This window comes from Spectribacter acetivorans (genome assembly GCF_031846305.1).
Lineage (GTDB): Bacteria > Pseudomonadota > Gammaproteobacteria > Nevskiales > Salinisphaeraceae > Spectribacter > Spectribacter acetivorans.
Genome location: NZ_JAVRHY010000004.1, coordinates 1 through 14,897, shown reverse-complemented (window position 1 = coordinate 14,897; position 14,897 = coordinate 1). Strand labels below are relative to the sequence as shown.

At 64.3% G+C, this 14,897-nt stretch carries 13 protein-coding genes; 8 read left to right on the top strand and 5 right to left on the bottom strand.

Going from position 1 to position 14,897, the window contains the following annotated elements:
* Positions 1-5: 5 nt before the first annotated feature.
* Complete coding sequence (locus RM531_RS05385) at positions 6-221, top strand: type II toxin-antitoxin system HicB family antitoxin (RefSeq protein ID WP_311657851.1); 216 nt, start codon at positions 6-8, stop codon at positions 219-221.
* A 136-nt stretch (positions 222-357) separates the two neighbouring features.
* Here RM531_RS05385 and ppa read toward each other — a convergent pair whose 3' ends face one another.
* Entirely contained in the window at positions 358-888 is a 531-nt protein-coding gene (gene ppa, locus RM531_RS05380) for an inorganic diphosphatase (protein ID WP_311653212.1), read from the bottom strand.
* Positions 889-1,114: 226 nt separating this feature from the next.
* Between ppa and RM531_RS05375 the strand changes: the two genes are divergently transcribed.
* From RM531_RS05375 to RM531_RS05365, 3 genes are all read left to right on the top strand, one after another.
* Positions 1,115-3,136 (top strand): sodium-translocating pyrophosphatase, encoded by a 2,022-nt coding sequence (locus RM531_RS05375; RefSeq protein ID WP_311657849.1) that lies wholly within the window; start codon positions 1,115-1,117, stop codon positions 3,134-3,136.
* A gap of 365 nt (positions 3,137-3,501) precedes the next feature.
* A complete protein-coding gene (locus RM531_RS05370; protein ID WP_311657848.1) occupies positions 3,502-3,726 on the top strand; it encodes an addiction module protein in 225 nt (74 codons plus the stop codon).
* Positions 3,723-4,016 carry a type II toxin-antitoxin system RelE/ParE family toxin gene (locus RM531_RS05365; protein WP_311657847.1) on the top strand — a complete coding sequence of 98 codons (294 nt, stop codon included), beginning with the start codon at positions 3,723-3,725 and terminating at the stop codon, positions 4,014-4,016. Before RM531_RS05370 ends, RM531_RS05365 begins: the two co-directional genes overlap by 4 nt.
* 258 nt (positions 4,017-4,274) lie before the next feature.
* Here the strand turns inward: RM531_RS05365 and RM531_RS05360 are convergent, their stop codons facing one another.
* Complete coding sequence (locus RM531_RS05360; protein WP_311657845.1) at positions 4,275-4,691, bottom strand: putative toxin-antitoxin system toxin component, PIN family; 417 nt, start codon at positions 4,689-4,691, stop codon at positions 4,275-4,277.
* Between the two features lie 15 nt (positions 4,692-4,706).
* Entirely contained in the window at positions 4,707-4,952 is a 246-nt protein-coding gene (locus RM531_RS05355) for a ribbon-helix-helix domain-containing protein (protein ID WP_311657842.1), read from the bottom strand.
* 265 nt (positions 4,953-5,217) lie between these two features.
* On the opposite strand from RM531_RS05355, the gene RM531_RS05350 reads away from it, so the two are divergent.
* The 3 genes from RM531_RS05350 (at position 5,218) to RM531_RS05340 (ending at position 10,196) form a co-directional block, all read left to right on the top strand.
* Complete coding sequence (locus RM531_RS05350; RefSeq protein WP_311657841.1) at positions 5,218-5,400, top strand: hypothetical protein; 183 nt, start codon at positions 5,218-5,220, stop codon at positions 5,398-5,400.
* Positions 5,401-5,532: 132 nt separating this feature from the next.
* Entirely contained in the window at positions 5,533-6,006 is a 474-nt protein-coding gene (tadA, locus tag RM531_RS05345) for a tRNA adenosine(34) deaminase TadA (RefSeq protein ID WP_311657840.1), read from the top strand.
* Between the two features lie 482 nt (positions 6,007-6,488).
* On the top strand, positions 6,489-10,196 hold the full coding sequence (locus RM531_RS05340; RefSeq protein ID WP_311657838.1) for a hypothetical protein: 3,708 nt from the start codon (positions 6,489-6,491) through the stop codon (positions 10,194-10,196).
* A 654-nt stretch (positions 10,197-10,850) separates the two neighbouring features.
* On the opposite strand, the gene RM531_RS05335 is transcribed toward RM531_RS05340, so the two are convergent.
* Both RM531_RS05335 and RM531_RS05330 read right to left on the bottom strand, forming a co-directional pair.
* Complete coding sequence (locus RM531_RS05335) at positions 10,851-11,165, bottom strand: hypothetical protein (RefSeq protein WP_311657837.1); 315 nt, start codon at positions 11,163-11,165, stop codon at positions 10,851-10,853.
* A gap of 73 nt (positions 11,166-11,238) precedes the next feature.
* Complete coding sequence (locus tag RM531_RS05330; protein ID WP_311657834.1) at positions 11,239-11,526, bottom strand: hypothetical protein; 288 nt, start codon at positions 11,524-11,526, stop codon at positions 11,239-11,241.
* A 650-nt stretch (positions 11,527-12,176) separates the two neighbouring features.
* Here RM531_RS05330 and RM531_RS05325 point away from each other — a divergent pair.
* Positions 12,177-14,897, top strand: a 2,721-nt coding sequence (locus tag RM531_RS05325) for a beta strand repeat-containing protein (RefSeq protein ID WP_311657833.1), incomplete at its 3' end; no start/stop codon positions are given.

Sequence of the window (14,897 nt, the reverse complement as noted above, 5' to 3'; positions counted from 1 at the left end):
CAGCAATGAAATACATGGTCGTAGTCGAGAAGGGCCCCGCCAGTTGGGGCGCATACGTCCCGGACCTGCCCGGTTGCGTCGCCGCGGGCGACAGCCGCGACGAAGTGTTGTCACTGATTCACGAGGCCATCGAATTTCATCTCGAAGGCTTGCGGGAGGACGGCGAGGCCCCGCCCGCGCCACACTCGAGCAGCGAGTTTGTCGAAGTAACCGCGGCGTAGCCCGCCCCGTCGCCGCGGCCGGTCGGATGAATCCGACCCGACGGCCGAAGGAGCCCATGCTGTAGGGCGGAATTCATTCCGCCAGTGTGCCCGGGCCGGCCGGCGCCATGAATGGCGCCCTACGTTCAATTCGCGATCAGGCGGCCTTGTACATCTCCACCGACCGTTCGATTTCCTGACGTGCGGCTTCGTGGCCGACCCAGCCGTCGATGCGCACCCACTTGCCGTCCTCGAGATCCTTGTAGTGCTCGAAGAAATGGGCAATGCGGTCCAGCGTCAGGGCGTTGAGATCCTCGACCGTCTTGATGTGGTTGTAGGCGGGGAAAATCTTGTGATGCGGCACGGCGATCAGCTTGGCATCCTCGCCGGACTCGTCGGTCATCTTGAGCACCCCCACGGGGCGTGAGCGGATCACGCAGCCGGGCTGCAGCGGCACCGGCATCACCACCAGCACGTCCAGCGGATCGCCGTCGCCGCAGAGGGTGTCCGGCACATAGCCGTAGTTGCAGGGATAGTGCATGGGCGTGGTCAGAACGCGATCCACGAACAGGGCCCGGGTTTCCTTGTCCACTTCGTACTTGACCGGTTCGCTGTTCATCGGAATTTCGATGATCACGTTGATGTCGTCCGGCAGGTTCTGCCCGCGCGAGACTTTTTCCAGGCTCATGCTTGCTCCGTGTTGGGGTTCGAGGGCGCGCGATGATACCGCAAAACGTGCGACGGATTGGCGTTTGCCCCGGCCGCGCGCCCGGCCTACACTCGATCACAGTCATCGCTATTTCCCAGTCTACGCACCGGCTTTACCGCCGGTCGGGGGCCTTGTTGGTTGAAGGAGGAGTGCGACCGCCCACACGGGCATCGCGATAAATAATGACCTTATAAAGGAGTCGAGCATGACTGCGACGGTTCTGGTTCCGCTTTTGGGGATTGCCGGTCTGGCAATGGCCTTCTGGATGTATCGCCTGGTGCTGCGATACCCGGGAGGCGAAGGGAAGATGGCCGAGATTGCCGAGGAGATTCACACCGGCGCCATGGTGTTCATGCGCCGGGAGTACTCGATCCTCGCCATCTTCGCCACGGTGGTCACGGTGCTGCTGATCATCGGCTTCCAGAGCTGGCACACGCCGCTGGCGTTCGTGGTCGGCGCGCTGGCCTCGGGCACCGCCGGCTACATCGGCATGTACACCGCCACCCGCGCCAACGTGCGCACCACCGAGGCCGCCCGCACCCTGGGCGCGGCGCCGGCCCTGTCAGTGGCCTTTTTCGGCGGTTCCATCATGGGGCTGACCATCGCCGCCATGGGTCTGCTGGGGCTCGGCTCCCTTTACCTGTTGTTCGGGTCTGATCCGGCGCACGCCGAGGCCATCCACGGCTTCGGCATGGGGGCCTCCAGCGTGGCGCTGTTCTCGCGTGTGGGCGGCGGCATCTTCACCAAGAGCGCGGACGTAGGCGCGGACCTGGTCGGCAAGGTCGAGGCCGGCATTCCCGAGGATGACCCCCGCAACCCCGGCGTGATTGCCGACAACGTGGGCGACAACGTCGGCGACGTGGCCGGCATGGGGTCGGACATCTTCGAGTCCTACTGCGGCTCGATGATCGCCACCATCGCCATTGCCACCACGCTGACCGCCGGCGCCATCGCCGTGATGGGCCCGCGTGAACAGCTCATGTTCCTGCCGCTGGCCCTGGCCTCGGCCGGGCTGATCTGCTCGGTCATCGGCATCGGCATCGTGCACTTCTTCTCGGCCAATGCCCCGGCGCGGGCGCTGCGGTCCGGGACCATCGGCGCCACGCTGATCTTCATGCTGGCGGCATTCGCGGTGGTGACCGCCCTGGGCATCAACTGGGCGGTGTGGCTGTGCGTGGTGGTCGGCGCGTCCGCCGGCATTGTCATCGGCCTGGTCACCGAGTACTACACTGGCGGCAAACCGGTGCGCGACATCGCCGAGGGCGGCGAGACCGGGGCCGCCACGGTCATGATCCGCGGCCTGGCCGTGGGCATGGAATCGGTGGTGCTGCCGGTGCTGTCGATCGTGGCCGTGATCTTCTTCGCCAGCCTGCTGATGCCCGAGGGCGCCGGCGTCTACGGCGTGGGCATTGCCGCGGTGGGCATGCTGTCGACCGTGGGCATGACCATGGCCATCGACGCCTACGGCCCGGTGGCCGACAACGCCGGCGGCATCGCCGAGATGGCGGAACTGGGCGACGACGTGCGCGAGATCACCGACGGCCTGGACGCCGTGGGCAACACCACCGCCGCCATCGGCAAGGGCTTCGCCATCGGCGCGGCCGGTCTGGCGGCCCTGGCCATCATCGCGGCCTACATCCAGTCGGTGGCCCGGCACGTGGAAGGCTTCGACCTCACCATGAATGACCCGCTGGTGCTCATGGGCATGTTCCTGGGCGGCATCTTCCCGTTCCTGGTCAGCAGCATCTGCATGCGGGCCGTGGGTGACGCTGCCTACGAAATGATCAACGAGATCCGGCGCCAGTTCAAGGAAATCCCCGGCCTGATGGAAGGCACCGGCAAACCCGACAACGCCCGTTGCGTGGATATCGCCACCAAGGCCGCCCTGCGCCGCATGGTGCTGCCGGGCGTGCTGGCCGTGGGCTCGCCGGTAGTGGTCGGTTTCGGCCTCGGGGCGGCCGCCCTGGGCGGCATGCTCGGCGGCGCGCTGGTCAGCTGCGTGCTGCTGGCCCTGATGATGGCCAACGCCGGCGGCGCCTGGGACAACGCCAAGAAGTACGTGGAAGAGGGCCATCTCGGCGGCAAGGGGTCCGATACCCACAAGGCGGCCGTGGTGGGCGACACCGTGGGTGACCCGTTCAAGGACACCGCCGGCCCGTCCATGAACATCCTGATCAATGTCATGGCCATCGTCAGCCTGGTGATTGCACCGCTGCTGACGCACTGATCCGGCGCCCGCGTCTTTTCAGCCCCTCCCCCAGCGGGAGGGGCATACTTCTTCTCAACCCCTCTCGCTGCGAGAGGGGCGGGCTTCTTCCAAACCCTTCTCCCCGCGGGAGAGTGGCTGGGGAGAGGGCTGGTCGATTCGGGCACCGAACGATACGGCCGCTTCTGACTCCGGTGCTAAACCAACCCGCTGTCATCGCGAGAAAGCCCCGCGCCGGCGGGGCTGCCGCGGCGATCTCCTGGCCGGATCTCGCCGCAATGCAGTGCCTGCCTTAACAGGAACGTGAAAGACACCCTCAAAGGTGTCGTTCATTCGCCGCTGACCACCCTTTTGGGGCGGCGAAACAGCAGTGGTATATTCGCGGCATGAAACCCAGCCCTGTCGAAATCGAAGCGCTCCAGCTACCGGCGGAAGAGCGAGCAAAGCTGGCCCAGCGTCTTCTGGAAAGCCTGGAGTCCCTCTCGGCGCAGGAAGCCGAGAACCTGTGGATTGCAGAAGCCGCGCGGCGAGCGCGAGAAATCGACGAAGGCGTTACTCAGCTGGTTTCAGCAGATGAGCTCGAACGGCGGGTCGAAGCGCGCTTGAAGTGAATTACACGCTTCATCCCGAGGCGGCATTCGAACACGAAGAACAGGTTGCTTACTACGAAACCAGTTCACGCGGCCTTGGCCAGCGCTATCACGACGCCTTCCGTGCTGCCGTTACCCAGGCCTGTGAGCACCCGCAACGCCACAAGTTGATTGCTGCACCGGACTTGCGGCAGACCCCGATTCATGGCTTTCCCCACACCCTCATCTTTCGTGAACACGGGGATGGCATTCAGGTGCTGGCAGTCGCGCATCACCGCAGGCGGCCGGGCTACTGGGCACCGCGGCTCTAAGAAAAGCGGTAGTGGGGATGGCTCCCTCTTTTCAGCCAACCCGTCTGGCCGCTTCTGATGTCAGGCGCAATGAATTGCGGCCTACGGTGAGGTTCCGTTGATCGGTGTAGGGCCGAATTCATTCGGCCGCTTCTGATTCCGGTGCTAAACCAACCCGCCGTCATCGCGAGAAAGCCCCGCGCCGGCGGGGCTGCCGCGGCGATCTCATGGCCGGCGCACGCCGCCACACGGTGCCCGCCGAACAGCATAGCCGCGTCGCTAATCCTGCAGCACCTGCTGGATGAAGATTCGTGCCGACACGATTCGGGTACCGGCATATCGTTCCAGCGCCACCAGGTCACCCAGATCGCTGCTGACCAGATAGTCGGCCGAGCCGGCTTCCGCGATTGCCAGAATCCGGTTGTCGTCGGGATCGGGGCTGGCCGAAACGGTGTGCGGTTTCGCGATCAGCGTCGCATTGGCCCGGATCAGGTTCACCATGCGCCCGGCCTCGGCCGGTGCAATGCGTGCACGCAGCCGCGGATATCGGGTCGCGGCAGTCAGTTCAGCCAGTTGCGCGTCGCTGGTCAGCAACTCGAATCGGCCCTGCCGCCAGGCCTGATAGATTCTGAAAGGCGGCGAATGCGCGGCAATCAAAGTCGATAGCAGGATATTCGTATCCAGGACTACCCGCACGCCGCGGCCCTCGGGTCAGCGCCTGGCCAGCCGGGCAAAGCGGACGGCTTCCTCGCTGAGCCGGTCTATCTCCTCGTCATCAAGGTCCGAGAAACGGTCCCGGAAGTCCTCCGTGGTCCGGTCCAGGACACGCCAGCGCACCGCCTCCTCGACGAAGCGGGACAGATCGCCTTTTTTGTAACCCCGTTCGGCCAGGAAGCTGCGCACCTGCCTGTCGGCCTCGTCCGATACCTTTAGGTGCCAGCGTGTTTGCTCGCTCATCGATGAACTGCGCGTCTGTGTGTCTAAGCGAACATTAAGATCACGCCCGGACTGCCGCAAGCGGTGAACCTGCCTGACACGATGCGTTAGTCAAACCGGCTCCGGTTCGCCATGCATGGCAATACTGAAGCTTGGGCGTGAGCGGCAAGGGATGAAAACATCGCGGGCCGGCACGTCAGCTAGTGCTCTTACACGTACGGCAATCGTTGCAGCGTTACGGCACGCAACCATAAGATGTCCAATAAACAAGTATCCGTGTTCCAGAGTGAGAGCAGACAACCCGCCCGGGCCCGGCAAGCAGAAATCTGCAGTCAGTCCGGCCCGCCCCCGTCGCGAGATTATCGAACGTCGCATCAAGGCGCGCGTCGCCAATATTCCGAACAACGTGCACCTGGTGGACGAGTTGCTTGCCGACCGGCGGGCCGCACTGAACAGGGAGCTGGTTTGATTGTGGTGTTGGATGCCTCCAGACCTACACCCACCTGCACCCACGTGTTGAGGATCATGGAAGCGCTCGCCAGCGCGTGAGGTCATAACGGCCTCGATTTCCTGTTCATCCAGATAGAGTGCCGAGCGCGCCATGACCAACGACAACCACTGGATGACCCTCGCCCTGGAACAGGCCCGCGCGGCGCAGGCCGAGGACGAAGTCCCCGTCGGCGCCGTCATCGTCCGGGATGACAAACTGATTGCAACCGGCCGCAACGGCCCCGTCGGCACCTGCGACCCCACCGCACACGCTGAAATCGCCGCCCTCCGCGCAGCCGGCCGGGCACTCGACAACTACCGCCTGCCCGGCTGCACCCTCTACGTCACCCTGGAGCCCTGCCAGATGTGCGCCGGCGCCATCGTCCATGCGCGCATCGAGCGGCTGGTGTTCGGCGCGGACGATCCCCGGGCCGGCGCCGTGCACTCCGTGGCCGCCGCGCTGGACGCCGCCTGGCTGAACCACCGCACTACCTGGACGGGTGGCGTACGTGCCGGGGAAAGCAGCGGATTGTTACAGGCGTTTTTCCGCCAGCGGCGCGCGCGCCGGCCGGCCGGGACCCCCTAAGGGTTGCGCGGATGCGCGGATTCGCCGCGCTGTCATCGCGTTATCGCACACTGTTGAAGTCACCCGCCCCCGGCGGGCGCCGACCATATCGCGGCACCCGCGAACAACCCCCCAAATGGATTTCCCGCTTTCCCGACGTGCTTTCTGGCGCCTGCCTGCTGGTAACCTTTTGTACAAGCGAGAGTTTTTCACACCGTTCGAAAGGCGGAAATAATTTGGCCACAAACGCTATGACGCGCTTCAATCCCCCGCCCGAGGCCACCGCGCGCCCCGTGTTGAGCAAGTTGGCGTTCAGTGGTAAATAAAACCCAAGAAGGGTTTGACTCGCGTAAAAAGCCGTGCGTATATTGCTGCTACGCGAGATTCGCGAAGGGTCCCCATTCCGGGGGGCGTACTGTTTGGACCTTAGGGAGAACAGCCCGATGAGAAGTACTCAGTTCAGGTCATCCGAGCAAGGATGGCTTCGAGCTGCAGCCGCTCGCATGCTTATCGCCACAGCGGCGGTAGGTCTGATTGCAGGCTGTGGCGGTGACGACAACGAACGGAACACGACAGGGGGCTCGAGCAACGAAATCGGCAACCCGGTCGGCAACATTTCCGGCCGTATCGTTTCCACAAACGGCGTTGGGGTTGGTGACACCACCATCACCATCGGCAGCAAATCCACCACCACCGACGACTCCGGTAGCTGGGAGATCGAAGACGTTCGCGTGACGGGCACGTTGCAGGACGGCACGAACCCGGCGCTGTCCGTAGCCATCGAGCCGCCGGACGGTTTCCTGGGCGCCACCGTTCAGGTCACCGCGCTGGCCTCCGACGATTGCTCCAGCCAGGACGGCAACGCCCCGGGTGGCGACGAAAACCCGGTTTGCACCTTCGTTGACGGGTTCAGCGTAGGCACCGGCCCCGTGCCGCTGCCGGCCCTGAGCACCACCGTTCGCGGCGTGCTTCGTGACGCTGATACCGGTGGTTTCGTGCCCGAGGGCACCACCCTGACGGCGGACTTCCGTGCCGTGGTTGCCGACCAGCTCGCGCTGATCGGTCCGGGCCTGGTCGCCGCCTACGGTGCCGGCCCGACCCCGGTTGCCGAAGTCGGTACCGACGGTGCGTTCGAGTTCACCGGCGTGGCTGATGATGCCTGCTACGAGCTGGCAGCCGCCGGCTTCCAGCTGATGTATCAGAACGGTAATGAAGTGGCTCAGTGCAATATCGGTCAGGTCGGCGCGGGAACGGTCACGTTCACCACGCTGGCGTCCGAGGGCGATGCCACCATCGAGCTGTCCAGCCTCATCGCGACCACCAACACCAACAACGACGGCGTGGCGCCTTTCGTGCGCACCGTGTCGGGTGTGACGGTCGAGAACGTGGCGCGCGGTACCCTGCAGAGCGGCCTCGACGGCACGCAGGGCATCAGCGTGACCCTGAGCGAGCCGCTTGTGGGCCCGCTGACGGCTGGTGATATCCAGGTGCGCATTGGCGCGCCGCCGAACGTCACGCCCGTGCCGTTCGACCTGACCAGTTCGTCTGCCAATGGCTTCACGGTGGAAACCGCCGATCCCATTCCGGCGGGCACGGAGTTCGCCATTCGGATCAGCACGCTCGAGGCGATTGATCTGGCGGGCAATCCGTTGACCACTTGTGACATGAGCGGAGGCTGCCCGGCAACCAACGATCAGGACCCGGTCGACTTTGATGTGCTCGACGGCAACTTCCTGGTGCTGAACCTGCAGACCTTCGATCCGGTCAATGAGAATGCTGACGCCGTTGCGCTGATGCAGATCAACGACCAGACCGACATGGATGCGACCGCGCCGTTCCAGTCGTCCTCGGCGTTCCTGGATACGGTGGGCGACCTTGGTGACATCAACGACGCGCAGGACCAGGACAACAATCCTGTGATGGTCGGCAGCGGTCCGCTGAACGGCCAGGTTCGTGCGCTGAACTTCGATCCCATGGTGGCGGCTGGTCAGTTTGATCCGCTTGCCGACCTCTTCGCCTCGGCCATTCCGGGCGGTGCTGTGGGTGACGTGGCAACCGACATCGCACGTGTACGTGTAACCCTGCCGGCAGACAACGTGCCCGAAGACCTCGTGGTCTGGGTGCAGCGCGGCAACAACGTGCGTGATGCCCTGGTGTTCCCGCAGGCCCCGGCCGAGAATGTCGGTCAGGTTTGTGACAACCCGCCGACATGCACGACGTTCAACCTCGTGACCACCACGGGTTCGTCGAGCAGCCAGGTGGCTGTCAGCGATCTGGGCGACGGCTACCGCCGCTACATCATTCAGCCGAACGGCGCTACCGAGTTCGACCTGTTCATCACCGGTACGCGCGACGTGTTCACCCCCGGTGCTGGCGACCTGCTCGAGCCGGGCGACCATGTGGTCGTGGCATCTCGTGCGGACGACGGCCTGCTCGGCGGCATTGCCCAAGCTGAACTGGGCGACAACGTCGTACCGACCACTGGCCTGCAGATTGGCGGCGCCAGTCTTCCGGCAATGCTGAGCGGTGCCAACCTCTCGGCGGGCGGCGCGATCAGCGTGGCCGACAGCGACCGTCACACCGTGCTGTACCCGGTGACGCCGCAGGCCCTGGACAGTGTCGATGCCGGCAACAACGGCTTTGACGCGGATAACCTGCAGGGTGAAATCAGCAGTGCCGAGTATCCCGGCAACCCGGATGCAGGCGCAGTTGCTGATTTCAACGCCATTGGCGGCGTGCAAGCGATTGACGGAAATCTGTCCGCCGTCGCTGACGCGACCTCGATGGGCGTCTTCGGTACCGATGGTTTCGTCAACGACCTCGACCGTATCCTCGGCGTGAACTTCACCGAATCGGTGGCGCTGACTGATACCGCGCCGAGCTACGACGGTAACGCTGTGCTGGGTAACTACCTGGCCGTGCCGAACGCGCTTGACGAAGATCAGGCTCAGACCCCGGGTACGGGCAACATCCTGCAGCTTGTCCGCTTTGACGTGGACAACATCCTGACGCTGGAAGCCGATAGCCGTAATGCTATCGACGTGGCAGCCCAGGATCTGGATATGCCGACCACCATCGACTTCACCAATGCGGTGCAGGATCTGGAAGACCCGGCAAACGTGGCCGGTCCGGATGCCAACGCCCGCGTGGTGCCGGTGGATATCAACCCGCCGCTGATGACCCGTGCCTTCTACGACGGTTCGAACTTCGTGTTCGAATTCCATGAGCCGATCAACGGCAATGGCACGATTCATCTGCTGCAGTGTGCTCCCGGCGTCGGCGAGATTGATGTCAATGGCGCCCTGACCGCGGGCATGAATCCGGCAACGCTGACGGAGAACGACACCCGTCTGACGGTGCCGGTTTCCTACCTGAACGGGCTCGGTGGTGCTATTAACGACATCAACACCTGCTTCCCTGGCCCGAGCTACGAGGAAGATGCCTACAGTGAGGCCAACCTGGCCGGCGCCACCGACCTGCCTGCGGGCGCGGTTGACCTGGAGCCGTCCCATGGTCTTATTGCCTACCAGTCCGTGGCGGACACCGCTCAGGGTGTTGGCGTTACCTGGGCTGACTGGCAAGCTGCCGCTTCGGCAGACCTTGGCATTCATCACTCGTTCTTCGCGGGTGCCAATGTTGTCGGTCCGTTCATGATCACCGCCTCCGAGTGCGGTGTGGACTTTGCCGACGGTCTGGCCATCGGTGAAGACTTCCAGTGCGACATCGAGTTCAACCATCCGGTTGCGCTGTGTGATGCCAATGCCGGTCAGGGGGGCAGCGAGTCGATCTACGAACAGCAGTTCCCCGGCAGTGCTGTCGCCGGTGCTGCGAATCTGAACAATTTCTGTGACGGTACTGACTTGCTTGTCGAGCAGAACCTGATTGATCTTGTTCTGTCGATCGGCGATGTCATTCCGAACGGTAATCTGGACGTGGTTGGTGTCGTGGCCCGTAACGGCGACGGCAACAACGTGCTCAACCCTGCTGGTGGTGGCGGTGACGCCGCGCTGATGGGGAACAGCATTCGCACCGTGACGATTACCTTCGAAGTGGCCGGGGTGGCCGTGGCAACTGATGATGAGATTACGCTTCAGGATATTGGCGTAAATCAGGAAGCTCTGATCTTCAGTGCCTTCGTGCCCAACATCACTTCTGCCATCGATATGGAAGCCTTCGACATGCAGAAGGACGATTCCTTCATCGCGCCGTAAGGCGATGTAGAACGCTAGTAAAATTGTCTAGCCTTGAGGGGCCCCGGTTCGGGGCCCCTTTTTTGTGGATAACCAATAATCGATTGACTGTGACGGCGCTTATCGGCCGGGCGGAACCGGGACCGGGGTGTCGCCTGCGGCAGCTTCACGACGGGTTGGTTGTCGTTGTCACCGGACGAATGGCCGCGGTAACGGTCCGAATGGACACCGCCACGTGGTTCGGGATGCTGTGCAGGCTGCCGTATCAATGCCGCGCCATTCGGCCTCGTGTTGGCGCCGGAGCCGACCCACCTCACTAAACACGCCATCGAAAACGGCGCCATGAATCATGACGCTGTTCATCGAACATGGTGATCCCGGCGCCGGGCAGGCATGGCAGCGGATCGTCAACCATCCTGCTTGGCAGGGTGACTGCTCGCGCACGGGCTGCCGACGGCACGCCCTGCACCAGAGGCTACCTGTAAGGGGCCCGTGATCGGGCCGGCCGCTCCGATTGAAGTTGCTGGTAGAAACCGCGGCCTGGACCGGATGCCCGTGCCGCCGTGGCCCGGCTACACCGCGTGGTGCGATTGTGGTGGGCCCGGAGGGGGCCGGTGCGTTACATACGTCATGCCGGGCGAATGCCGCCCGCCTGGTTTCCGACTGTCCGGCGCGCTACCGCCCCAGCCGATGCATGCGCTCGCGGGTGAAAACGCAGATCACGCCGCCGGAATTCCAAACCACCTGATGGTGAGCATCGCAGTAAGCAGCCGCCACATTGAGCATGACCTGGTTATTAACCGCCGCCGGCGGCTTGAAGTAGGCCAGTTCACCGGGCTTGCACTGGCTGGCCTCGTCGTCGCTGGTGAACAGGCATAGCTTGCTCTGATCGACCCACAGCGTTCGCAGCGGATGGCGTTCCTGGTAGACAAGCGCCACCGCGCCGATGAATACCGCGGCCAGCAGGATGATGGTGAGTGCTCGGCGCATGGCGAATCTCCCGTTCGTCATGTGGAAACGGCCCCGGCCGGGCGAACCGGCCAGAGGATGGGCCACGTCGGCGCTACTTCATCAGGTGCATGCGCTTGCGGGTGAACACACAGAGAACGCCGCCTTCATTGGTGACGATTTCGTGGCCGATATTGCAGTAGGCGGCCGCGACATTCAGGACGGTCTGGCCACCGGCGGCCTGGGCCGGCTTGAAGTAGGCAAGCTCACCCTCCTTGCACTTGGTGGCGTCATCATCGCTGGAAAACAGGCAGAGCTGGCCCTGGTCGACGCCGACCAGGCCAACGCCCTCACAGCCGGCAAGGAGCAGGGCGGCAAGGCCGATGGATAGCGTTCTGAGCATGAAGGTCCCCTTGTTGGTGCGTTGGCTGCCGGTAGTCGAGCCCGAGGGCCGGTAAGCCGACGTAATGATGATACTTCGCGCCGGCGAGGTTTGAATAGTAAGGACGCGATCCATCGTTGGCACGCGCCAACTCTCGCGCAGCAGGCCCACCCAACGCCGACGTGCGCGGTTCGCCTCGCACGGATTCGGGTTGTCCGGTCAACCCCGGCCGAACCGTGAAGGACTTGAGTTCCGTTATCGGATAACGCCTGTTAGTCAAGGCTGAGTGACCACGAGGGGGAAACTGCCGCTCAATGGACGGCCGGAACTGCTTGCGTATGTCAGGAAAAAGTGATAATTATCCCAACTACAAGGTAGCACCGGCTCATGTCAATGGCGCTGGTGATGGGGTTAAGTGGTGTTAACGCTTAAGGGGACCGGGTATGTCGAATTCAAATTCTCTCGCGGCTCGCAGTAATTACGCAGCCTTCCTGCCAACCACGGCGGCGGCCACGGCCGTCCTGATTGCAGCCCTTGGCCTGGGATCGGCGCTTGCACCTGGCGGAGCAAACGCCTTCGAATGTGCGAACGCTGGTGCTGCCGCCAATACCGGCGACGATAACGGCAACCCGAACAATACCGCCTGCGGTCAGGACGCCGAGGCGGTGGGCGTGTCGGGTTCCACCGCGGTCGGATTTTCGGCGCTGGCCGATGGCCAGAATGCAACCGCGACCGGCGTGTTTTCCGATGCCGGCGGTGCTGCGTCAACCGCCACCGGCGCCGGCGCCAATGCAGCCGGTGCGGCAAGTACCGCCACCGGCAACAATGCCTCGGCGAGCGAGGTCAATGCGACGGCGACGGGAGTCAGCGCGACTGCGGCAGGCGTGAGCAGCACGGCGACTGGCGTGCTCGCCAATGCGGCGGCTGATCAAAGCACCGCTACTGGTGTGCAGGCGCAGGCCACGGGCACCAACGGCACCGCCACCGGCGCGGCGGCAAACGCCGAGGGCGAGGCCAGTACGGCCACCGGCACGAATGCGGCCGCCATCGGCGACAACAGCTCGGCAACCGGCGTGGGGGCGACCGCCGACGGCGCCAATTCGACGGCGATTGGCAACAGCGCCAATTCCGCCGGGGGTGGCTCGATTGCCATTGGCGGCGACAACGACGCCAGCGGCGGCGGCGCCCAGGCGGATGGCGAGAACTCCATCGCACTTGGTGATAATTCCAGCGCCCAGTCGGATGGTGCGATCTCCATCGGTGCCGGCTCGTCGGCCAACGGATCCACCGCTGTGGGCACCAATTCCACCGCCAACGGGGCCAATACGGCCGCGTTTGGCGCCGAGGCCGACGCCACCGGCGATAACAATACGGCGCTGGGGGAAGGCAGTGCCGCCAATGTCGGCGTGAATGCCACCGCCGTTGGCGCGCTCTCCGAGGCGTCCGGCCAGTCCAGCACGGCAACGGGTGTCACCGCTGAAGCGTCGGGTCTTCAGAGTACGGCCACGGGTGTCGGCGCGACCGCCACGATGACCAATGCGACCGCGTCCGGCGTCAATTCGCAGGCCACCGGCGTTAACAGCACCGCCAGCGGTGTGGGCGCCCAGGCGAGCGAGACCAATAGCACGGCAACCGGTACGTTGTCGGAGGCCAGCGGTATCAGCAGCACGGCAGCGGGTGTCAATTCCGAAGCCTCGGGTCTTCAGAGCACGGCCACGGGTGTTGGCGCGACGGCCACGATGACCAATGCGACCGCTTCCGGCGCCAACTCGCAGGCCACCGGCGTTAACAGCACCGCCAGCGGTGCCGGTTCGCAGGCCGCTGGGACGGGTGCAACGGCCTACGGGTCCCTCACCAATGCACAGAATGGTGCCACCGCGATCGGCGGTGACGCCGATGGCGATGGCATGGGCGCGCAGGCGACCGAAGCCGATACGGTTGCGATCGCCGACAACGCCAGCGCAAGTGCCGAGGGCGCGATTGCGATTGGTGTCGGTGCCGAGGCTTCATCTGTTAATGCGGTTGCCATTGGCCGCGGCGCGATCGCGTCGGGCTCGACCGCCGTTGGCGGCGGTGCGATGGCAACCGGCGTCGATTCCGCGGCCTTCGGTGAAAACGCGATGGCGACCGGCAATAGCGCGTCGGCCCTGGGCGAGAACAGCATAGCGTCCGGCAATTTCAGCACCGCGGTCGGCGAAGACAGCGAGGCGTCTGGGGGGCAGAGCACGGCCACCGGTCAGAACAGTGTTGCCTCGGGTAATTTCGGCACGGCCACCGGGCAGGACAGCCTGGCGTCGGGCGCGCAGAGCACGGCGACTGGCCATAATTCGCAGGCCACGGCCAACTTCGCTACGGCGACCGGTGAGGGTAGCGAAGCCTCGGGCTTGAACAGTACCGCGACCGGCGAAAGCAGCCTTGCCAATGCCGAGAACAGTACGGCTGACGGCCAGGGTAGTCAGGCGACAGGTGTCAACAGCACGGCTAATGGTCAGGGCAGTGTGGCCTCGGCCAGTGACAGCACGGCGACCGGTCAGGCGAGCATGGCGATCGGCGTTAGTGCCACGGCCACCGGTCAGACCAGCGTTGCCTCGGGCAATTTCAGCACCGCTACCGGCCAGGACAGTGAGGCTTCCGGCGGCCAGAGTACAGCGACCGGCCAGAATAGTGTCGCCTCTGGGAATTTCGGTACGGCGACGGGCCAGGACAGCCTGGCGTCGGGCTCGCAGAGCACGGCGACTGGCCACAATTCGCAGGCGACAGCCAACTTTGCCACCGCCACGGGCGAGGGGAGTGAGGCATCTGGCCTGAACAGTACCGCGACCGGCGAAAGCAGCCTTGCCAATGCCGAGAACAGCACGGCTGACGGCCAGGGCAGTCAGGCCACCGGCGCCAACAGTACCGCCAACGGTCAGGGCAGTGTTGCCTCTGCTGACGACAGCACGGCCACCGGTCAGGGCAGCGAGGCTTCCGGTGCCCAGGGCACGGCCACGGGCCAGAACAGTCTGGCTTCGGGCAACTTCAGCACCGCCACGGGACAGGGCAGCGAAGCATCGGGCGGCCAGAGCACCGCCACCGGCCAGAACAGTCTTGCCTCGGGTAATTTCGGCACCGCTACCGGGCAGGACAGCGTGGCGTCGGGCTCGCAGAGCACGGCGACTGGTCACAATGCCCAGGCTATCGGCAATTTTGCGACCGCAACCGGTGAGGGCAGTGAGGCGTCCGGGCTTAACAGTACGGCAACTGGCGAAAGCAGTCTGGCATCGGCTGAAAACAGCACGGCTAACGGCCGCCTCAGTCAGGCGATCGGTGTAAACAGTACCGCCATGGGCGATGTTAGCTTGGCATCGGGGACTAACAGCGTGGCCTTGGGTCAGGCGAGCATTGCCAATAAC